This window comes from Fodinibius sp. GM108, from assembly GCF_058386985.1.
In genome coordinates, this window is the sequence record NZ_JBYEIR010000002.1 from 322,343 (window position 1) to 344,209 (window position 21,867).

Sequence of the window (21,867 nt, forward strand, 5' to 3'; positions counted from 1 at the left end):
TCTTTATTTTGCTTATTTCACTATGGTACACTGATGAAATACGGAAAGGTTACAGATTAAATGAATGGCAGATTGTTGAATGGCTGAATTACTGGATGATTGAATTAAAGAATGGGAGATTATTTGTAAGGGATTTGCTTTCTGTGGGTCTTACTTATAAATCAGAACTCAGAAGAAAGAATACAGGAGACAGTATGAAACCAGCAAAAAAATTTCAGGAATTAATTGTCTGGCAGAAGGCGCACCAGTTTGTATTGGCGGTCTACGAGTTAACCAATAATTTCCCAAAGAGTGAAATATACGGTTTAACTTCCCAGTTCAGACGGGCAGCTATTTCCATTGCAGCAAATATTGCGGAAGGATTTAAAAAGAAAGGACCTAGAGACAAAGCGCGATTTATGAATATTGCTCATGGTTCCCTTGAGGAATGTCGCTACTATTTGATTCTAGCTGGTGATTTATCCTATGGGAATACAACGAAAATGAGTAAACAACTCGATGAGGTCAGCAAGTTACTATATGCTTACCGGGCAGCTATTCTAAATTCTGATAACTGACTTCTGATCACTTATCTACGTTGGCAGTCCTTCCATTTCCATAATCTTGAGAGCATTTGTCGTAGGGCAGGGGCCCGGCTTAAGCTTATACTCAAAACTCATCTTTCCATCTTCGATTGTTTCGGCAAAATGCCAATTGCTGAGCTGTGGAATAGTTTCCTCGAGTTGTGCCAGTTCCAGATCGTGTGTTGATACAAGTCCGACGCCGTTTTTACCGGCCACATTTTTAAGAAAAGCTTCGCTTCCACGAAGTCGCTCACGATTATTAGTTCCCCGATAGATTTCATCCACCATAAAGAAAACCGGAAGCTCGTGATCGTCCTCCAACAGATTAAGCAGAGATCGCAAGCGTTTTACCTCCGCATAAAAATGAGAAAGGCCGTCGTCCAGCGAATCTGTAACATTAATACTGCTGAATAACCGAAAAGGTATTGTTGAAAACGAAGAAGCGTTGACCGGCGCGCCTGCAAAACACATGGCCAGATTGATCCCCATCGTCCGCAAAAACGTACTTTTGCCGGCCATATTGGATCCCGTGATCAAAAAGATATCCCCCTTCTGTTCAATAGCTACATCATTGGTCACTTTCTGTTGTTCAGGGATCAGCGGATGTCCCAGATCAGTGGCTTCAACAGGTTTTGAGGATTCAGCGTCTGGCAGTGCAAAATTGTAATGAGGATGCAGCCAAGCAAAGTTGGCCATCGACGAATAAGCTTCGAGCTTGTAAATGTGATCAACCCACTCCGACAGCTTGGGCGCTAATTCTTTCTTATAGGTACTGAGCTTTTGCGAAAAATATAGATCCCATGGCACAATAAAATTAAGGATGACCCAGACTACCTCGCTCTGCTGAGAGGAAGCTGCTCCGGCAATTCGTATAATACGATTTACATATTTGGATGGCGAATAATCAGCTGACCAAAAGGGACGACAGAACTTTTTCAACTTCGGTTGTTGATTATAATCGTGCTCCTCCAAAAATTTTAGCACAGCTTGAAGTCGGCTTAACAGCTTTTCAATCTGATATGATTCATTATAGAGTCCAGATATTTTTTCACTGTTGAAATTGTAGATCACCAAGTACAGGATCAGGCTGAAAACAGCATAGGGGCCGATATTTCCTGCAAAATATCCTGCCGCCAAAATCAGGTTGAGAGCAGAAAGTCCTCCCAGGATCAAGAGGACAGTGGTATAGTTTACTTCTCCGGATTGGTTCAGATGCTGCTGTAACTCCTGCAGAGACCAGTCATTTTCCAACTCCTGCTTTTTGAAAAGTTCAGCACGCAGATGCAATCGGTCGCGGAATTGTGGCTTGTCAACCAGCTCCTTGACAACAGCCTGTCTTTTATCAGTTTCTTCAGGATCCGGTTCTAGTTCCAACAAATAATTTGTCAGCTGATCCGTGCTTCCCTGGTAGTTGGAAGTATCGATAAGTTGGAGCAGTGAGTGCTTGCCAATTAAAAGCAGGTCACGGGCAAAAGGATGGTCTGAATAATCCACCGACGCAGCTATTTCGGGGATTTTCTGCCAATCCAAATTAAGACGCCCGAGATGTGTTTCTCTTATAGATTTCCAGATCTTGAATCGTTCTATTGTGCGGTCAATACTTTTATGGACGTTGACCAGTTTCCAAAATCCGCCAATAAATCCAGCCAATATAATCCAGAAAAGCCATTCAGGGCCGTACCTTCCGGCCAGGTAAACAAAGAGTAATCCGCCAACGAAAGAACCCAGCCGGGCCATTGACAGACGACCGCTCATTTGATCGAGATCGTTGATTTTATTCTGTAGGCGTCGTACTTGATTTTCCAGCGCCCGACATAAGGATTTGCGGGTATATTTATAACTACTCATAAAAGCTATTTCAATACGATAATTCTGAGCCTAAAGGATAGAGAAAGAAGTATACAAATGCAGGTAAAAAGGTTCTCTTTTTTGATTGCTATCTAAAAATCCAATGTTGCAAAATTTCTTGTGTAAGATCTCTATGAGCTGAACACTTCAAATAAGATATGAAGTAAGTTTAACACTATACTTTATCAGTAGATTTGTAAATATATCTATTGAACTAAGTTGATGATTTCACTATCTTAAAAAAGAGTAAAAGATCTTAAAACATTATATATAAACTAACTTCTCCATTGCCATGAATGAACTAAAACGAGTTCTGACCGCTTTGCCATCTGTAATTGTCCTGTTTACTCTTATTTCTTGCAGTAATGCTGATAAGAATTCAAATAATTCATCAACAAAAAAAGTCAATGCCGGACAAGCTAGTGTTGTTGATAACGAATCAAAGCCACATATTCTGCGTATCGCCAGCGAATCCCCCGATCATACAATTTTAGCTAAAGCTGTTAAGGCTGCCGAAATTGAAAATGTATTGGTGAATGCTGGTCCGCTTACTGTTTTTGCTCCTGTTAATGAAGCATTTGAAAATCTTCCTGAAGGCACTTTAGATGAGTTGATGAAACCTGAAAACAAGTCAAAACTGGCTAATATTTTAACATCGCATGCATCACCAGCTTCTTTAAGTAAAGAGCAGTTAGCTGAAGGTATGAACGTGTATTTAGCAACCGGCCAGTATGTTCAATCCGAAGAGAAGGATGGGGAAGTATTTGTGAATGGTGCTAAAATCCTGGGTACTGTTGATGCATCAAATGGGAAAGTGCATGTAGTTGACAAAGTATTTCAGTTCTAGTAATTATAACTCCCTTCCAGACCTGTCGGATACTTACTCCGGCAGGTTTTTTATTTTTAATACGAAAAAAGTATAATTCCAGGCTTTAAACTTTCTTTTCTGTTTTAGCAGGATTACTTTCCAATAAAATTTCCCATCTTTCGTTATTAATTTTTATTACAAGTAGATGGGAACAAATATGGCATTCTGCTTTTTAAAGCAGTAAACAAATCCCCAAAACGTTAGCTAGCTATCGGCAGACATGAAGTATTTTACATACCCTTTTTTCGCCACCTTTATTCTAAGCGTATTCTTGCTCGTATCCGGCTGTAACAGTAATGATAACAGCGGACAGGAAATTGATGTTGAGCTAATTGAATCACAAACAGAGCTGCCTTCCAAAATAAAATTGTTTTTCAGGGTAGATTTGGGAGAAGATCATAAGTTTACAACGTTGGAGCCTTCCGATTTTGAGATCTATGAAAATGGGTCACAAATCTCCACACTGGAAGCGCAGGCCCAGATTCAGCGTGATCCCGGTGATTTTTTGTACTCTTCCGTTCTGCTGCTTGATTTGAGCGGAAGCATCTTGAACAATTCGGATCTGCCAAATCTAAAAGAAGCAGCTACTTCCTTTATTGATCAAACTATGCCTGCTGAAGGAGAAACACTTTACGGAACCCGTGAAATGGCTGTGTACTGGTTCGATGGTGAGCAGAGTATTCACCCGCTTGTACAATTTACTTCTGAAAAAGACAGTTTAATTTCTGGTATCGATTCGATTGATAAAGATATCAGCGACGACGCTTCGACAAACCTCAATGGAGCAGTTATACAGGGCTTATCTATTATGAATTCTCGACTAGAAGAGATTCGATCAGATTCGGATATATCGATGGCCGGATCTATGGTTCTGTTTACCGACGGAACAGATCAGGCAGCGTATGTGAGCACTTCCGAAGCCGTCGATTCAGTCCGAAATGCCAATCGCGAACATGCGGTATTTAGCATTGGTCTTGGTGGAGAAATTGACCAGGACGTACTCGAAAGCTTGGGGAAAGATGGTTTTGAGCTGGCAGAGGATTCACTGCAGCTAAATGATTCATTCCTTGCCGTGGCCGAGCAGCTCGAAGCGGAATCGAATTCGTTTTATGTACTTGAATACTGTTCTCCCAAGAGGACCGGCCAGCATACTCTTGAACTGCGTGCCATTTATGAAGATATGTTCGGCAGCTTTGAAACGGATTTTTCCGCTGAAGGTTTTTCCGGCGGATGCAATATTAATTAATGACTGAAAGTGAGAAGTTATGACAATATCATAACTTTATTTCTCGTAAGCTCCGGAAGAATACGTTAACTCATAACTATGGGTATAAACTTCAAACACCACCCCAAATGGATCTTCCACATAGCACATTTTAAAAGGCTTTTCGTTTGGGTAGTATTTTTTTATCGGCATTCTCTGTTTTCCACCATGGGAGACAATTTTGTCAACGAGCTCCTCTATATCAGGATCCTGGACACAGAAATGGAATAGCCCCGTATCAAAGGGATTAAATTCAGGAGCTTCTTTTGTTCCCTGGGGAAAAGAAAACAATTCAATTCCTACACCGTCAGACGTAGATAAATGCGCAATTTCAAAGTTACCCCATCCTTCCCCAAAGACATCAATACACATTTTACCTATTGCAGATTCCTTTTCCTCTTCAATGGTGTTGGGATGCATTATGATATACCATCCCATGACTTCTGAATAAAATTGTACAGCTTTATCAATGTCTGGTACTGTAATTCCAATGTGAGAAAAAGACCTGGGATATATTCTGTTTGAATCTGTCATACCCTGTTAACTATTTAGAGAATTATTTTTTGTTCTGTAAAAGCATACTAACTAATTATGTATAGGTTCCCTTTGCTCTAACAGCGGCTACCATATAGATATTAGGTTAAATTAATATATATTAAAGAAAATTAATTGATAGGGTTTTTGTAAATTCAGCCTAGGGGACAAATACAATGAAGGTGTCAAATGGTGAAGAACATAACCGTTTTTCAATAGATGCCAAACTGGTTGGTATCTTGTCTGTAGTTGCTTTTTTAGGGATTGTATTGGTTGTAACCACAATCTTGACAGGTAAAATCCTCTCTGCTCTTCGATCCTATTCAACGGCACAAGTTCATTGGACCGAAATTCGAAAAGAAGCGATAAGTAAATTAAGGGAATATAACAGGACTGGTTCACAGCAGTATTTAAAGGATTACCGCGATAATATCGATATCCTTCAAGAAGTTGAAAAAGCGCGTATTGAGTTGGTGAATGAAGAGACCGATCCTCAAAAAGTTATAGCTTATTTTGATCATTTCAGATTCACAGATGAGGAGGTCGAGGGTATGGTCACATTAACTAATCTGTTTAGTAATTTACCCGAAATCATTGAGGCCTTTCAACTTTGGAAAGTTTCTGATCAACAAGTTGATAAACTGGATTCATTGGCAGCGCAAATTCAAAGTCATCATAATACAAGATTAGAAAACGACTTAAATAGAGAGAAGTGGGTAGAGCAGATAGATCAAATTGATAAAGACCTTACTGATCTGCAGTATGAATTGGCTTCGGTCATGGAACAAGGGAGTCTACGCCTGGAAAGAATTAACTTTTGGGCGGCAGTTGCTACGGGTATGATTCTGATTTTGGTAGGAGGATTGATGTCGTGGCGTCTACTAAGAAGCATTCGCAAATGGGAGCACACACTGGAAATGAATATTCAAAGGTATCAATCCCTGTTTGACCAAAATCCCAACGCTGTATATTCTTTTGATCTCAAAGGAAAATTTCTCGAGGGTAATAAGGCATTGGAAAATTTGCTTGATACTTCACTGGATCAGATCAATGGAGAAACCTTTGATCAATTTGTTCATCCCTCAGAGCGGGAAAGAGTACGTAAATATTTTGAGAAAGCTGCTTCCGGTGAACCTCAATCGTATGAGATGGTTGGGCTAAGTACAGAGAAAGAAAAGATACATATCCAGGTAACAAATTTACCTATCTATATTGATGGTGAAATTGTGGGCGTATATGGGATTGCACAGGATATCGAGGAACGGATACAGGCAGAACAAAAAATAGAAGATCAACTAAAAGAAAGAACGATTTTATTAGAGGAAATTCACCATCGGGTAAAAAATAACCTGGCTTTTGTATCCAGTATGCTAATGCTGAATGAAGAAAATCTGGAGAGTGAAAAAGCCAGACAACAATTAAAAGAAGCCCAGAATCGAATTTTCGCAATTGCTGATATTCATGAGATTTTCTATCAAACAGAGAATTTTTCGGACCTTTCTGTTGAACAGTATGCCAGAAAAATATTAACTCGACTGTCTGATATGTTCACATTCGAGGAGAAGTCGATAAAGTACAAAGTGGAAATTGATAAAGTAACTTTATCAATTAACAAGGCAATTCCATTAGGACTCATAATTAATGAACTTGCTGTCAATTCTTACAAGCATGCTTTTGTGAATCAAAAAGAAGGAGTTATTGAACTTAATATCTTTTCAGAAAATGGTGATGCACGGGTGATATATCAAGATAACGGCACTGGACTTTCTTCAGATTTTATTTTAGAAGAGGCTATGCAGAACTCCCTGGGTATGCGCCTGATCTACACATTTTTGCAGCAACTTGAAGCAGACTATAAAATGTCCACCGGTGCTGGTAAATTTAGATTGGAATTTACATTCTCCAAATAACTGATATTTTTTCCACCAAGTGGTTAAGTTTTTGCCCGCCGAATATAAAAGTAATAACTCTCTCAATTTCTGATGGTCAATTATTGGAAGAAGATCATTGAGGATTACCAGGAGAGAGGATAAGAATATTTACTTCTTTTAAAGACTGAAACGCTAAGAATCAACTTAGTTTATAGTATATTCACCCTTCCGGAAATAGCAAATTCTTTTAGCTGATTTCCTTCTTCCCAATAAAAGTTATTAAACTTACTGTATTCGGGATATGCAACTAATTATTGATTAAATGCTTGATTGCGGATGTTTACTGTATATCGATCTTTTATTGTACTGACATTATCAGGATTTATATTAGTCGGAATTGGTGTCGCAGATTCTTATTCGCAAACGGATTACAGTGAGCCCCTGGAAATTACTAAATCAGAGGAAGCAATTTCCTGGGAAAACATTTTCGATGCTGATGTTTGGGATAGGGTAGAGCCCGTTCCAATGGTCCAATATGCCCCTTCGTATGGAGATCCTTTAAGTCAGGAAACAAATATCCGCCTGGCGCATGATGATCGTTATCTTTATGTCTATGGCAAGATGTATGATGATCCGGAAGGTGTGCGTGTAAATTCGTTATATCGAGATCGGGAAAGCGGGGATGATCTCTTTGCTGTTGTCTTAGATGCTTTTAATGACAATGAAACCGCTATGTGGTTTGTCGTAAACCCTGCAGGCGTACGTATTGATATGGAAGTCAGCAACGATGCCGAGGGCAGAAATTCCATAAATTTTGATTGGGATACTTTTTGGGATGCCAAAGGAAAGGAGAATGGAGAAGGATGGGAGGCTGCCATGCGTATCCCTTTTTCCTCACTGGGTTTTCAGCGGAATGAAGATAATGTGACAATGGGATTGATTTCTTATCGACTTATATCCAGAGATAATGAGCGGCAGATATTTCCTGACATACCGCCCGATTGGAGACGGGGATTTGCAAAACCTTCTCAGGCACGTAAAGTAACCCTCAGTGATATCGGCAATCAAAATCCTGTATACATAACGCCATATGCTCTGGGTGGTTTCAATCAGACTTCTAAGTTGTCGGATGATGGAAATTCATACAAGCAACAAACTGATTTTACTCATGAGCCCGGACTGGATATTCGCTATCCGCTATCGTCTAACTTGACATTAGATTTTACCCTCAATACCGACTTTGCCCAGGTTGAGGCTGATGACCAACAGCTCGATTTAGAGCGGTATGATATCTTCTTGCCGGAAAAACGGCAGTTTTTTCAGGAAAGAGCTAATATTTTTGAGTTTAATACGGGTGGTCCTAATCGCCTTTTTTATAGTCGTCGCATTGGTCTTTATGACAATGAACCCATCCGTATTTTGGGAGGAGGACGACTCTCGGGGCGCATTGGATCCTGGGATGTCGGAGTTTTAAATATGCAAACGGAGCGCCGAAGTGATCTTAATTTGGCATCAGAAAATTTCGGCGTTGTTCGACTGCGACGCACGGTATTCAATCAATATTCGTATGCTGGTGGCATGGTAACATCCCGATTCGGGGGAGACGGAAGTTATAACGTTGGGGTTGGATTGGACGGACAAATCAGGGTAATAGGAGACGAATATTTTACCTACAATTACGCCCAAACGTTTGATGATAACTTAAATTCAAATACCACGAATCTTTTTGATAACGGTATGGTACGCTTGCAGTGGAGCCGGCAAAGAGCGGAAGGTTTTAACTATACCGTCACTTATAAAAGGGCCGGCAAATTTTACGAGCCCGAAATGGGTTTTGAGCAGCGGGATGATTACAGTTTTTTATTCACCCGCTTTGATTATGGCCATTTTCCGCAAGGTGATCATTCACTTCGCCGGATCAATCCCGGTTTGCAAACTTTCGTTACCTGGAGAAATGGGGATGGCTCTGTCGAAAGTGCAAATGTTGAACAGCCGTTATCTTTTGAGTTTGACAGTGGAGCGGAAATCAGTTTAAGTGGGCAATACTGGTATGAGGATCTCCGCAATACGTTGGAATTTACCGATGGAGTATTTGTGCCGGCAGGCAGCTATCATTTTTACGGAGGACAGCTTCAATACAGGATGCCAAAAAGCAGTCTGTTGCGAAGTAATATTACAGCAGGGTATAATTCATTTTATGATGGGAGCCGTATTTCATTGACAGCAGAACCTACCTGGAATATCTCCCGTCATTTTGAGATTGGTGGAGAACTCGAAGCGAGCTATCTGGATTTCCCGGAGCGAAATCAGGATATGGAAGCCTATGTTGCCCGGTTTCGTTCCCTTATTTCGCTAAATCAGCATTTGTCACTTCAAGCCTTGGTACAGTACGACAACCTGAACCGTAACTTTTTGAGTAACCTCAGATTCCGCTACAACTTTAGAGAGGGAAATGATCTCTGGATTGTATATAATGAAAATCTCAATACGGATATCCATCATGTTTCACCAGCTCTTCCGAGGCTTGAGAGCCGGACCGTTATGATCAAATATACCTATACCTTCGGCAGTTAATTTAAGTGAGAGAGGACTTTGAAAAAATGGGTGTCATCCTGTCCGCCAACCGGCGGATCAGGATCTATAGGGGAAACTAAACTTAAAGCCGATAAACGAAAGTTAGCAACAGATGCTGAAGAGATCCTGAATCAAGTTCAGGACAGGGTTCAGCATGACATGGGTGGTTTTTCAAAGTTTCCTGAGGATCTATTTTGATATTTCACCGGTTCTTATTTGGCCGCCAATTGAGAAATAACATTTTTCAATCCCTCTGCGACAAGAGCCATTCGTCGATAATCAAGTCGTTCGGCAGTGTCGCCAGCAGAGTGATAGGCCGGATCCCGAAAGGGCAGGGTATCCGTAATCATAATGGCCGGATAATTAAACTGCCAGAACGACCAGTGGTCCGACCAGCTTGCTCCGGGTATAAAGCCCGGAAGAGCCGCTCCCTCGGCATTTAAAGATGTGGCACTGCGAAAAGTTTTCAGACAATTATTCATTAAGCTTTTATCTCTGATCCGCGAAACGAAACCAATAAAATTAGCTTTCTTGGGATAAAAGAGTCCCAGGCCGGGCAGAGGATATGATTGGCTTCCTTTTTCATTGCTGAAATAGCCCAGTCCGTCGAGAGCAATCATTGCTTTTACCTCTTCCTTGTTCTCAGCTGCTTTTTGGGCACAGGCATAGCTGCCCATATCTTTTGTCTTAAAAAAGGGAGGCTCTTCATTGGCGAAAAAAACAAATCGTATCGTTTTATGGTGAGATCGATCCCGAAACCATTCGGCCAGGGCCATTAGTACTGCTACAGCTGAGGCGTTGTCGTTTGCACCAGGAGAATGGAGTACAGAATCATAATGGGCTCCGATAATGATAATCTCCTCTGAGTTTTCCTCGCCACTTAACTCAGCGATTATATTATCGGCCGTCTTTCCCCGGAATGTCCAATGCTGTAGTTGATACGGCTGTCGATAGGCAGTATATCCTGCTTTCTGTAAGCATTTCTCTATCCAGGCGGCGGTTTCTTCCATTTTGCCGTTGTGCATATTCCGCTCCCCAATATTTTCAGACAGATGACGTACGTCAGCTTGTAATTGGGCAGCCAGCTTTTCCTGCTCATCGGTTAGTTGGAGCATCTGTTTATCTGCTAATAATGTTTTCGCTACTGAAAATGACGGATATCTTTTCGACAAAGGCTAATCTATAAGCAACTGAATAAAATATCAGAGGTGAAATGATTATGAAAAGAAACGATGTAAATCGCATATTCAATCTTTTAGTGATTAATTAAGTCTGGTTGCATAAGCCTCCCGCACGTGTCTGGAGATAAAAGTACACAACCCCTTTCCGTCAGCTGCAAGCGTTTTCATTTGTTCTACTTTGGACCGGCCAGTACTTTGATAGGTGTACAGATATTTGCGTCCATCTTGAAATTCAATGATGATTGCTTTATCTGATGCCTCATACGCAACTATTCCTGAATTTCCACTCAAGTTCTTGTATTGTTTCATGATGAATATTCTCCGATCGGTCGCAACTTGTTGGACCAGTATAACGCTCTTTGCGGGTGCTTTATTCGATTTCCGAGCATGTGCTGGAGGATTTTTTGTATGCATTCAGATGCCGGGAAAGTGGATGTGCATTTTACGATTATTATAATTGTTCTGTTCTATTGTATACAAGGAATTGAACTTATTGCCGGAGACACCAATATATTTTTATGAGCCTGAATATGAGAGAGGGATTCATATTGAGCGGAAGGATAAATAGAAGAAAAAAAGTATGATTTTACTAAGTGGACAGTTTAATTCGGATATCCTAATAAATAAATTGCTTTGTCTTTCCTTTAAATTTTCCTTTCTCCCATGAATAATCTTCTGATGTTAGACCATTTAACAATTCATCCAAATCACTAAGTGTATACGTTCTGAGATTTGAAACTGCCCCATCCCATCCAAAACAGATTGGTATTATAGGAATGATATATGTGAAAAAGAGTTGCTGCCAACTCATTGGTCTAACCATCGGTGTAATAAAAAAAGTCATGAGAACATTTATGGGGAAGGCTATCCATCCAAGCCAGATGGGCATACTGTTATCACTGATTTCAAAAATGCAGATCGGTTCTTTGTTTTCCTGTACCGAAACCAGGATTTGCCTTGCTTCTTGCGGTTTCATATGATGGAAACTCCCAATCATTGTCTTAAGCCCGTTCATTTGGTCATCCAGTCTGGTAGCATCTACAGGGGAAGTCAAATAGTTGATATCATTTTCCTCTTGATTGAGAATTTCTGCTGCTTTAGGGTCAGGATATAGATCGGTTAAGGTTAGACCAATGGTCTTAAAACCATACTTCTCATGTAGTATCTGAAGAACCTCAGGCATAGGACCACCGCTTCCGGAACACAAATCTACAATCCTTGATGAATGGGATTTCTCAAGAATTCTGTTTAATAGATCAGCAACTTTTTCCCCTGTCCCAAGTAAGTCGTGCATAACCATAATCAAACGCGTCGTGCATCTACGCAACCAGTCAGGAAACCAGGGAAAATCTTCAAATTCAAATAAATGAATACGCTTCATTTGTATATAATTGGATCCTTTCCGCATCAGGGATGTAAGGTGGGCTTAATAATCGGAGAACCAAAAAGCCAGCGTACTGGCATTAGCTCTCTATAGCTACAATTCCAAATTGGTAAAAAATACTATTTTAGTGAAAGCAATACTTGTTAACGATCAATTGAGATTGCATAAAGATACCACGACGCGTGTGGCAGCCACTGTTCAGTCCATCGCCAATCGTAGTCTTTACCAGTCACGTTATAGCCGATATTGAAGGCGATGTCGTTTTCATTATCAAGCCCCGACGTTATGCCGTTTACAATACCTCCCGGTGCATTCGTATACTCATAGGAGTTAAAAAACAGATACCTGGGATTGTTTCGTCCGGTGCCTTCCAGCATGCTGGTATCGTATGGATTCAATCCCAGTATCCAGTTCAGTTGATTCCAGGCATACTCCTGGAGGTTATGATAAAAAGTCTTATCCTGTGTAAAGTGTCGTGCAGCCCTGCGAGCAGCGGCCGCCACAGATCCCAGACGCGCGTTTTCCCCTTGCCACCAAGGGGCGGTTTCTGTGTTATGGGGAAAGAAAAAAGCCGTTCTGCGTTTTCCCGTTGTATCCTGTACCGGCTGTCGGCTGTATCCAAACGGGTTAGTCACTTCATTGGTCCTTTCCAGTTCAGATCGCAGCGACTTTTCGATAGTGTCAAGAATGCGCTGCTCCTCTGAAGAATCTGCTATATCCAGGTACTCCAGAAGGCTGATAACCGGCATTCCTGCATCGGAGGGATGGAAGTAGGGACGGTCTCCATCGTCGGCCCGCCAGTAATGTTCGAATTGTTCGTTTGATAAAAGGCGATTCATCAGGCTCTCGGCTCGCTGGACAGCCGATTTTTTATATCGTTCTTTGTCGGTCGCCTTGTATAATTCAACAGCGGCAAACAGGGCGCAATAGTCATCCACAATATTTTCCTTGCCGTCAAATACCAGGTTGTTGTTATTTTCTTCCAAAAAATCAAAAGCTTCCTCAGCTGCTTGCAAGTAGTCGGCACTTTCATAATCACCGGAGATATGGTACGTGCTGGCAATAGCCAGTGAAGCTATGGCCAGACCGCCACCGGAACGAAAACTCACTTCGTAGGCAGCCCTGTCTTCCATCGTGTTGTCTACTTCCCGATCTTTTTTCTTATCCTCACTCATGATTGTAAAACGCCTGGATTCAGACCCGATTCTTCGATCTTCTGGTTTCTTTTCCGGTCCCGGAGCTGATACAGACCGGTAAAACGATCCCTCCGGAGTTTTGACACGCTTGAGATAGTCGGCGCCATACAAACCTTCTGCGAGCAACCGACGTTTGTACTGCCTGAACTGGGGATTGTCCCTGGCAGTGAGCTCGTCGTAGCTTTTGAAGAGGCTCCATACTGTCAGTGGTATTTGCTGAGGATTAAAATAGTTCGAAAACGACAAGTGAGAGAGATGTTTTCCGTAGTCGCCGGAAGCGTCAAACCACCCGCCATGGGCATCGACTGTCCCTTCACGGTCGCCTTCAAAAGGAAGGCCGCGGTCGGCTTTGTCGTATTGTCCCGAGCTTCGTTTGGCTTTGAAGTAATAGATCACATCGGAGAGGGTAAACTGTTCCAGCAGATTCTTTCGAATTTTAAAAGGATAAGAAACAGCCGGGTTTCCCTTGACCATTGCCCGTATATGATATTTTCCTTCTTCCGTTACATCAGAAAAATCGAGTGTCCAGAACTTCCAGTCCTTCCACTCGTCAACCGGACCTTCAAAAACTGCTTTGCCCGTAAAAACAACACTGTCAACTTCGGTCTTTACAAGTTCAAAAGAGAAAGTGTTTATTGACTGGTCTGCCGATATAATTGCTTGTTTGGGTGCGTCGGTTTCGTACCCGAGATGATTGGTTAGTACCTGAATATCCTGCCCGTAAGTGATGGTGGTAAGGCAGAAGCTTATCGCCAAATAGAAAATCCAGAAATAACATTTCATAAAGCATCCTCAGCTTTATCGGAAGTTTATTGTCGTTTACTATCAGATACATATTAAGAAAAATATTATTAGTAGCCATCATTTTGGAACCCCTTCCACACGCCATTTCCCACTACATATCACCAGATTATCTTTTTCTTCTGCCAAATCCGTGGTCTGCAGAAGCTCCTAATGTTAATGGCTCGTCTAGTAACGACAAGAGAAAAATATCAGGGCAAAGATAACCCCATTTTGTTTGATATATACGGCTGTACAACTACTGGTAAACTGACCGAATAACAAAAGCTTAATCCTTGAATTGAAATTCATTATCAGGATGAAATCACGATATTAAGTGTTCATTATGTTAAAATATCCGAGAAAGTGATGATGAATCCATTGGGATCCTGTATTGCAAATTCGTTTACTCCATAAAATGTCTCGTGCTTCTCTTTAATCATGTTAACCTCATCTTTGATGCTGTGGAATAAATGTTCAAGATCGTCTACTTTTATATATAGCGTTAATGCTCCGCCTTTTTCTTGGTCCTTGAGTTCAGGATATTCATCTTTGATCGAGCTCTCCTTTTGAAACATAAGGAATACCTCATCTTTGCGGACAAATCCCCAATCCAGATCGCCCTCTTCAGGAACCGTCTGGATTACCTCAAAATCTAGCACATCTGTATAGAATTCTATTCTTTTGGTTACATCTTCAACCATCAAATTAGGAGTAAGTGATTCTAGCTTCATAGGAAATATATATTGGTTACGATTAGTTTCCACCAAATTAATCGATTTAAAACAGTGAAGCTTTGTAAAAAAACGACATTATCGCATTTTCGAAGGGGTAATTCCTGCCATAAGTTTAAACTCTCTGGTTAAGTGAGCGTGATCATAGTAACCGTTTGCTAGAGCAATATTGAGTAAACTTTTCTCAGGGTACAGACTTAGTAAAGTTTTAGTATTGAGAAATCGGGCAATTCGTGTATAGCTCTTCATGGTAACCCCAATAGATGATCGGAACCGTCGTTCAAGTTGGCGCTGACTGATGTTAAAGTGGTTGGCTATATCCCCGATTGCAATATCCCCCGTACGCTGTCTGATATATTTAACAGATGCAATAGCAACAGGATCAATCTCTATATCAGACTTACTTTTCATTTCAAAAATCAAGTTGTCTAACTCTGAAGCCAACTTCTTTAGAGATCTAACTTTCCCTATCTTTTCCCAGGTTGCTTGATTTAAGCAGGGCGATATTTCTTTGGCATCTATATTTATATCTTGAAATTCGTGAAGGGGCAGGTCGGTGATAGTACTCATCGCTCCCGTCTTAAAACGAATACCTACAAGTCTGGTTTTGGGTGCGATATTAACTTTTTTGTATTCTGTCATCATACCGACCGCCGATATACTTTCTCGTGGCAAACCAGCTTGTTTTTCCTCAGCAGATACAGCATTTCCCAAATTATATCACATCCGTACATCCATCAGGTTGTATATATTGCGTCAGTTTATCAGGGGCATCAGAAATCCAGTAAGAAGAAACTATATTTTGCAGTCTTTTTTCTGGTGCTAGCTCTTGATAATTGCCCATGTACAAAATTAACTGTGTTACGATTAATGAGGGTAAGAATAAATAATTAGACGATGTTGGAAAATACGCCTTGAGGTATTGTCTATCTTGTAAGTTTTAGCACCTTTAAAACAGCGGCGCAGGCCAGTTTTTATTCAATTTAAGTTTACTAATCTGGTTATCAGAAAACAAAAAAGGAATATTGACCGGGTAATCTTTTTGAATCTATTATGGTTTATTGACAAACTGAGAGGTTATACCTTAAAAGGAGAATTCATCAATTGAAAGAGGTATGGTCAGCAAATTTCTTCTAGTAAGTTAAATTGAAAAATCAGGTTAAGCGGGTAAAATTGCTTCACCAAAAAGGTTTGGAAAGTTATCTTGCCAAGGCTGTAATCAGCCCGATCAATAAGTAAATTGCGGCCTTTTAATTGTTGAATAATTACTATGAAGATTACAATAATCAGAATGATAATCAGTCGGCTATTCATTAACTTAATAAGTAGACAAATAACAAAAGAGGGAGGGTCTTATGCCTTTACGCAAACTGACTGATTACCTGGATGATAACGACAAAAAATATGTTGTTGTAAAACACGCCCCGGCCTATACGGCACAGGAGGTAGCGGCTTCAGCTCATATACCCGGTAAAGAGATGTGCAAAACAGTGATGCTCAAAATAGATGGAGATATGAAGATGATGGTTCTGCCTTCTAACTATGACGTTGACTTCAATGCTGTGAAAGAAGCGTTAGGTGCCGGTGAAGTAGAATTGGCATCCGAAGATGAATTTGAAAACCTGTTTCCGGATTGTGAATTGGGAGCCATGCCGCCGTTTGGAAAGCTGTACGAGATCGATACCCTGGTTGCCGAACCGCTGACCGAGGATGAAGAGATAGCCTTCAATGCTGGTACGCACAAGGAGCTGGTAAAAATGGACTATCGAGATTACGAAGAGCTTGCCGAGCCTCAGATTATACCGGCTGGTGTTCGGCATGCGTGATTAATTGTTGCTAGAATAAAATTGTAGCACTACTGAGTTTGTGAGACTATTATCAATCCTTTTTTGCTGAACAGAGGAGGAGAAGGTTCAACACAAGTTTAAAGATCCGGAACGTTCTCTTCCCCTGGATCGGAGCTGAAGAAGTATAGGATCGCGCCGGCTACTGTGAGAGCAAGGACTTCAAGTGCCAGGATATCATAGGCAATATCGGCTTCTTCTGTTGTGATACGGGAACTGCCTTGCTTACCGAGTTCAGCATCATAGGATCGAACATACGACATCGGCTGCTGATAAATGGGACTCCACTTGATCTCTCCGGTTGATTCCACACGCCAGGGACAAAGGAACACTACAACCAGGATGAGTCCGCAAACCGCAGTTGCTATTACAGTGTTTTGCCAGTCATTTCGGTGCTCCGGTCTTTTTCCAGCGTTGGACATATCTTGTTGACAGGTTTCCACTTGGTTTATTGTGATACCGGAAGACCGCTTGGTGATTTTTTTGAATCTTTTTCTTCCAGCTTATAGAAATCGGAGTAGTTAAATATCAAATCGGAGAAAACTTTGATAAATCCAATAACACTTTGGTTAGCAGTTAGAATAACTTCGTATTCAATGAATTCATTGTCATTGATTTTAAATTCTAACGGTTTACTCCTGCACCAATCCATTTTAACATATAGTTTATGCCTGCCCGGTGAAACCGAAAGATCTGTAGAACTGTTCCACCGTACTTTGTCAACGTGTTTGTCGTCGATGTAGATGTTTAGCTTTCGGAGAATTCCGAAAAAGTCACTGTTGCGAGTAATGCGAACTGTAGCATTATCCATCATCTTCTCCCGAATCTTTGTCATATAGTTTGAGCAGCAGGTGTTACAATCAATGAAAGACTAATCATAAAAAGGGAGATGGGCAAGAAATAGATATATCCGGGTTAAACTTTACCAGCACATCATTTAAAGAATCATTGCTCTTCCTTCAGTGAAGCAACAGTCGCTCCCCAGCCGCTGCGATCTCCGGCCAGCGAATAGCTCTTTACGTGAGGATTTCGATCTAGGAGCGCATGCACCGACCGACGCAGGTTACCGGTCCCTTTGCCGTGGATGATGCGTATCTCATAAATCTCTTCCTCGAGACAAGCCTCGATATAGTCGGGGATCAGCGACCCGAGATCCTCGGGACGAAAGGTATGTAGGTCCAATTGTCCGTCTATCGGTAATTTATTTGCCATAATATGAAATAATTAGCTATCTCACTCGTCGGACGGCTGGGAGTCGTGCGACGAATAATGGGGCGGATTATGCCCGTTCAGCCAGCTCGAACCAGCGTTCGGTATGAGCTTCAATCTCCTCTTTGAGCGCTTCGTATTCACTCGACTTTTCCCGCAGCTCTTCGTGATCCAGCTCACCGCTGCTTAGCTCAGTTTCCAGCTCCTTTTTCTGTTTTTCAAGCTTATCAATTTTTTCTTCCAGCTTGTTGTATTCCCGCCGCTCATTGTAACTCAATGATTTATCGCCGGATGGGGCAGAGGAGCCATTGCTTCCTGGTGAGCCGGAACTGGTTGCTTTCTTTTCTTTCTCTTTTGCCCTTTCACGAGCTTCCCGCTCTTTACGCTGCTCACGATACTCTTCGTAGGTACCGTGGTGATCCCGAATTTCGCCGTCGCCTTCAAAAACAAAATAATGCTCAACCAGCTTGTCCATAAAAAATCGGTCGTGAGAGACGATAACCAGACAGCCGCCGAAATTCTGCAAAAACTCTTCCAGCTTGTTGAGCGTCAGCAGGTCAAGATCATTGGTCGGTTCGTCGAGAATCAGGAAGTTCGGGTTTTCGAGGAGTACAAGCATTAGTCCCAGCCTACGCTTTTCGCCACCGCTGAGCTTTCGCACCGGCGTATACTGCATATCGGAGGTAAACATGAAATGCTTCAAAAATTGTGATGCCGATATCTTGCTGCCGTCGGCCAGCTCAATTACTTTGGCTACATCTTCGATAATGTCAATCACCCGCTGATCTTCGTCAAAATCGATGCCATTTTGCCGGTAGTGACCAAAAGCGATCGTTTGTCCGACTCGTATCTTGCCCGAGTCGGGTTCTTCTTCGCCTGTCAGCAGTTTCAAAAACGTGCTTTTACCCACGCCATTCGGACCAATTACGCCGATGCGTTCTCCTTTCTCAAAATCATAATAAAAGCTGTCCAGGATCGTCAGATCATCATAGCTCTTTGAGACGTTGATCATCTCCACAATTTTTCCGCCCATCCGCTGCATATCCATCTGCAGGCGCAGTTCCGGATCATCTTCGCCCGTATCGGCGCGCTCTTTAACATCCTCAAAACTGTCAATGCGCGACTTCGCCTTGGTGGTACGGGCTTTGGGCGAACGACGCATCCATTCGAGCTCTTTCTTGTAGAGCTGCTTTGCTTTGTGGACTTTTTTTCGCTCAATTTCGCGTCGCTCGGCCCGCTTCTCCAAAAAGTACTGGTAGTTTCCTTCATGATGATAGAGATCATTGCCGTCCAGTTCGATGATATGGTCGCAAATGCGATCCAGGAAATAGCGGTCGTGTGTGACCATCAGCAGGGTCATCGTGCTGGATTTAAGGTAATCTTCGAGCCACTCGATCATATCGAGGTCGAGGTGGTTGGTTGGCTCGTCGAGGATCAGCAGGTCGGGATCATCCAGCAGCACAAATGCCAGCGCCACACGCTTCTGCTGTCCGCCGGAAAGTGTTGAAATAGATTGATCAAGATCGTGAATATCCAGCTTGCCGAGAATAGTCTCCATCCGCTGCTCATAATCCCAGGCCCCGGCGGCATCCATTGCAGAAGATGCCTTTTCAAATTCCTTTTTGGTCTGCTCATTATAATCTTTGGCCTGTTTGGTGGCGGCTTCTTTGTAGTTTTGTATCAGCCGCACCATTTTGTTATCGCTCTGGGCGATAAACGATCGGATCGACATATCATCATTCAGCTCCGGCTCTTGCTCCAGGTAACCGATATCAACACCATTTTGGATCATAACCTTGCCGGAATCAGGTGTTTCTTTGCCGGCCAAAATTTGTAGCAGTGTTGTTTTACCAGTGCCGTTTTCGGCGATCAGTGCTGTTTTGTCTCCTTCGGATATCCCAAAAGAGAGATCCTCAAACAGTACGCGTGAGCCGTAGCTTTTCGTTAAGTTTTCAGTGGATAGATAGGTCATGTATGATTTCTGGTGATATGATCTCGGGCGAAATGGGGAACGATTCCACCGCCTCATTCAATTGATTCTTAAAATAAGGAACGGACCGACAAGTTAGAAACTGTCTGCCAGAAATCTTCTTGCTTCGGAGGACAAAAGATAGTTTTTTAGCCATCAAAAATAACGGTTCATATATGAATTTGTCTTCACTGCCTAAAATTGAGCTGCATCTGCATCTGGATTGTTCGTTGAGCTATGACGTTGTTAGTCAGCTCAATCCGGATATCAGCCGGACTGATTACCGCCGGCGATTTATTGCCCCGCCCAAATGCAGAAACCTGGCGCAGTATATCAGGCATTCTCTGGAAGCAATTGCGCTGATGCAGACGAAGAAAGGACTGCAACTGGTTACCGAAGATATGTTTAAGCAGCTCCAAAAGGATAACGTTATTTATGCAGAACTTCGCTTTGCTCCGCTGGAGCATACGCAGGAGGATCTATCGGCCGATGAAGTAGTAGAAGTAGTTAACGAAGCTGTTGAGGAGCGGGTCAGGGAGACAGGTATCGAAGCGGGAATTATTCTCTGCACGCTTCGCCACTATTCCGAAAAGCAGAGCCTGAAGACGGTAAAGCTGGTAAATAAGTTTAGCGGAACACGTGTCGTAGGGTTTGATATCGCTGCCGACGAAGCGGGTTTTCCGATCGACAACCATGTTTCGGCATTTGAATATGCCAATAAAAGGGATTTGAATGTCACCGCTCATGCGGGCGAAGCGAGAGGGGCGGAAAGTGTATGGGAGACCCTCAAAAAATTTAAACCAACGCGTATCGGACACGGTGTTCGCAGTGTCGAAGATCCTGAACTGATGCAATATCTCCGGGATAATGAGATTCACCTGGAAATTTGTCCCACCAGTAATGTGCAGACCCATGTATTTGAAACGATTGCTGATCATACGATAACTGATATCTATGATGCCGGAATCTCCTGCAGCGTAAATACGGATGGCAGAACGCTCTCTGATGTTACGCTTAGCGAAGAGTACAGCTTGCTTAAAAACCAGTTTAACTGGTCGGAGGAGCAGTTGCTGAACTGTAATTTAGAGGCGATTGACCATGCTTTTACAGATGATGCTACCAAAGAAAATCTGCGCCGGCAGATTTTAGATGCATATAATACAGAGGAGCACTAATTGGCCTCAAATGTGGCCGCATCAAGTATCGACCAGAGATGAATAATCCATCCCAGTAAGAATATCCACAATACGCCGGCCAGTACAAATTGAAAAACTGCTTTCAGGAATCTCCCCTGCAGCAGTTGTCCCAATCCGGGAATAAAAAAGCTTGCCAGTGCTGCTATCACATTACCCGCTGATCCTTGTCCACTCATAACTTTTTTGTTTATTGGGATTTACTTCAAACGTTACGAAAAAGCAGGCTATTTGTTCAGGTTTTGAGAATGGCTTTTATTGACATCCTGGAACTCGTGGCCATCCTAAAAATTCCGGTTCAAATTAATGAGATAAAACACAGATTTCTCATTTCTCCCGATAAATTGGGATCGTTCGAAATGACACAGAACTTTTTAAAGCCTTTGTACCTGATAACTAACCTGTAATCTCACAGAGATTATTTACAATAGGAGTGACAAAACCAGCCAGTTTATACCGATACCACCTCTCTTTATCATCTCGAACGCAGTGAGAGATCTTTGTTTTAGGCCACAGATCTGTAAGCCGGATAAAAAAACTTGATAACAAGAAGCAGGCAAAGAATGATCTTTTAAAATGACCCTCCATCCTTCGTAGGGAGGGTCTACAGGGTGGGTACCAACAGATTTGTAACAGCTTAGCCTTACTATATAAGATTGGTTCGGGAATACAACTTTCTCACACTGGTGAAGGAAAGGCAAGGTTTACATTCCGCAGCAGAGTGCTGAGGATCTCACGTGATATTCTGCCCCTGTATCATGTTGGCCGATAATGCTATTTGAGATTCCTCTTCATTCCGAAAACCCACGTCATTCATCGGAATGACACTAGTGAAAGGTTAAATGGATAATATCC

The 21,867-nt window shown here is 42.0% G+C and carries 20 protein-coding genes; 7 read left to right on the forward strand and 13 right to left on the reverse strand.

The genetic code is table 11. The features are described 5' to 3' along the window. The first annotated feature begins 194 nt into the window (after window positions 1-194). Complete coding sequence (locus ACT3ID_RS04675; protein ID WP_491541106.1) at window positions 195-557, forward strand: four helix bundle protein; 363 nt, start codon at window positions 195-197, stop codon at window positions 555-557. A gap of 15 nt (window positions 558-572) precedes the next feature. Here ACT3ID_RS04675 and ACT3ID_RS04680 read toward each other — a convergent pair whose 3' ends face one another. Continuing rightward, window positions 573-2,411 carry a MutS family DNA mismatch repair protein gene (locus ACT3ID_RS04680; protein WP_491540828.1) on the reverse strand — a complete coding sequence of 613 codons (1,839 nt, stop codon included), beginning with the start codon at window positions 2,409-2,411 and terminating at the stop codon, window positions 573-575. Window positions 2,412-2,703: 292 nt separating this feature from the next. Between ACT3ID_RS04680 and ACT3ID_RS04685 the strand changes: the two genes are divergently transcribed. Next, on the forward strand, window positions 2,704-3,258 hold the full coding sequence (locus ACT3ID_RS04685) for a fasciclin domain-containing protein (protein ID WP_491540829.1): 555 nt from the start codon (window positions 2,704-2,706) through the stop codon (window positions 3,256-3,258). 241 nt (window positions 3,259-3,499) lie between these two features. Continuing rightward, window positions 3,500-4,525 carry a vWA domain-containing protein gene (locus tag ACT3ID_RS04690; protein WP_491540830.1) on the forward strand — a complete coding sequence of 342 codons (1,026 nt, stop codon included), beginning with the start codon at window positions 3,500-3,502 and terminating at the stop codon, window positions 4,523-4,525. Window positions 4,526-4,561: 36 nt separating this feature from the next. Here the strand turns inward: ACT3ID_RS04690 and ACT3ID_RS04695 are convergent, their stop codons facing one another. After that, entirely contained in the window at window positions 4,562-5,077 is a 516-nt protein-coding gene (locus tag ACT3ID_RS04695) for a lactoylglutathione lyase family protein (RefSeq protein WP_491540831.1), read from the reverse strand. A gap of 176 nt (window positions 5,078-5,253) precedes the next feature. On the opposite strand from ACT3ID_RS04695, the gene ACT3ID_RS04700 reads away from it, so the two are divergent. Together ACT3ID_RS04700 and ACT3ID_RS04705 are read left to right on the forward strand one after the other, a co-directional pair. Beyond that, window positions 5,254-6,987 (forward strand): sensor histidine kinase, encoded by a 1,734-nt coding sequence (locus ACT3ID_RS04700; protein ID WP_491540832.1) that lies wholly within the window; start codon window positions 5,254-5,256, stop codon window positions 6,985-6,987. 297 nt (window positions 6,988-7,284) lie between these two features. Continuing rightward, complete coding sequence (locus tag ACT3ID_RS04705) at window positions 7,285-9,522, forward strand: carbohydrate binding family 9 domain-containing protein (RefSeq protein ID WP_491540833.1); 2,238 nt, start codon at window positions 7,285-7,287, stop codon at window positions 9,520-9,522. A gap of 212 nt (window positions 9,523-9,734) precedes the next feature. Here the strand turns inward: ACT3ID_RS04705 and ACT3ID_RS04710 are convergent, their stop codons facing one another. From ACT3ID_RS04710 to ACT3ID_RS04735, 6 genes are all read right to left on the reverse strand, one after another. Further along, window positions 9,735-10,637, reverse strand: a complete 903-nt coding sequence (locus tag ACT3ID_RS04710; protein WP_491540834.1) for a M20/M25/M40 family metallo-hydrolase — start codon at window positions 10,635-10,637, stop codon at window positions 9,735-9,737. Window positions 10,638-10,784: 147 nt separating this feature from the next. Next, window positions 10,785-11,012, reverse strand: coding sequence for a hypothetical protein (locus ACT3ID_RS04715; protein WP_491540835.1), 228 nt, complete (start codon window positions 11,010-11,012; stop codon window positions 10,785-10,787). A 307-nt stretch (window positions 11,013-11,319) separates the two neighbouring features. Beyond that, window positions 11,320-12,084 carry a hypothetical protein gene (locus ACT3ID_RS04720; RefSeq protein ID WP_491540836.1) on the reverse strand — a complete coding sequence of 255 codons (765 nt, stop codon included), beginning with the start codon at window positions 12,082-12,084 and terminating at the stop codon, window positions 11,320-11,322. Window positions 12,085-12,230: 146 nt separating this feature from the next. Then, window positions 12,231-14,066, reverse strand: coding sequence for a glycoside hydrolase family 9 protein (locus ACT3ID_RS04725; protein WP_491540837.1), 1,836 nt, complete (start codon window positions 14,064-14,066; stop codon window positions 12,231-12,233). 341 nt (window positions 14,067-14,407) lie between these two features. Next, window positions 14,408-14,797, reverse strand: a complete 390-nt coding sequence (locus ACT3ID_RS04730; RefSeq protein ID WP_491540838.1) for a VOC family protein — start codon at window positions 14,795-14,797, stop codon at window positions 14,408-14,410. 78 nt (window positions 14,798-14,875) lie between these two features. After that, on the reverse strand, window positions 14,876-15,511 hold the full coding sequence (locus tag ACT3ID_RS04735; RefSeq protein WP_491540839.1) for a helix-turn-helix domain-containing protein: 636 nt from the start codon (window positions 15,509-15,511) through the stop codon (window positions 14,876-14,878). Window positions 15,512-16,152: 641 nt separating this feature from the next. On the opposite strand from ACT3ID_RS04735, the gene ACT3ID_RS04740 reads away from it, so the two are divergent. Further along, on the forward strand, window positions 16,153-16,623 hold the full coding sequence (locus ACT3ID_RS04740) for an aminoacyl-tRNA deacylase (protein WP_491540840.1): 471 nt from the start codon (window positions 16,153-16,155) through the stop codon (window positions 16,621-16,623). A 98-nt stretch (window positions 16,624-16,721) separates the two neighbouring features. Here the strand turns inward: ACT3ID_RS04740 and ACT3ID_RS04745 are convergent, their stop codons facing one another. The 4 genes from ACT3ID_RS04745 to ACT3ID_RS04760 all read right to left on the reverse strand — a co-directional run bounded on the left by ACT3ID_RS04745 (window position 16,722) and on the right by ACT3ID_RS04760 (window position 19,822). Beyond that, window positions 16,722-17,063: a hypothetical protein gene (locus tag ACT3ID_RS04745; RefSeq protein WP_491540841.1), complete on the reverse strand. Its 342-nt coding sequence runs from the start codon at window positions 17,061-17,063 to the stop codon at window positions 16,722-16,724. Window positions 17,064-17,089: 26 nt separating this feature from the next. Continuing rightward, window positions 17,090-17,476, reverse strand: coding sequence for a hypothetical protein (locus ACT3ID_RS04750; protein ID WP_491540842.1), 387 nt, complete (start codon window positions 17,474-17,476; stop codon window positions 17,090-17,092). Window positions 17,477-17,586: 110 nt separating this feature from the next. Next, window positions 17,587-17,853: a Smr/MutS family protein gene (locus tag ACT3ID_RS04755; RefSeq protein ID WP_491540843.1), complete on the reverse strand. Its 267-nt coding sequence runs from the start codon at window positions 17,851-17,853 to the stop codon at window positions 17,587-17,589. Window positions 17,854-17,920: 67 nt separating this feature from the next. Then, entirely contained in the window at window positions 17,921-19,822 is a 1,902-nt protein-coding gene (locus tag ACT3ID_RS04760) for an ABC-F family ATP-binding cassette domain-containing protein (RefSeq protein WP_491540844.1), read from the reverse strand. A 173-nt stretch (window positions 19,823-19,995) separates the two neighbouring features. On the opposite strand from ACT3ID_RS04760, the gene add reads away from it, so the two are divergent. Further along, window positions 19,996-20,994, forward strand: coding sequence for an adenosine deaminase (gene add / locus ACT3ID_RS04765; RefSeq protein ID WP_491540845.1), 999 nt, complete (start codon window positions 19,996-19,998; stop codon window positions 20,992-20,994). Here add and ACT3ID_RS04770 read toward each other — a convergent pair. Then, complete coding sequence (locus tag ACT3ID_RS04770) at window positions 20,991-21,191, reverse strand: hypothetical protein (protein WP_491540846.1); 201 nt, start codon at window positions 21,189-21,191, stop codon at window positions 20,991-20,993. The two genes, add and ACT3ID_RS04770, sit on opposite strands and share 4 nt — an antisense overlap. Window positions 21,192-21,867 lie beyond the last annotated feature (676 nt).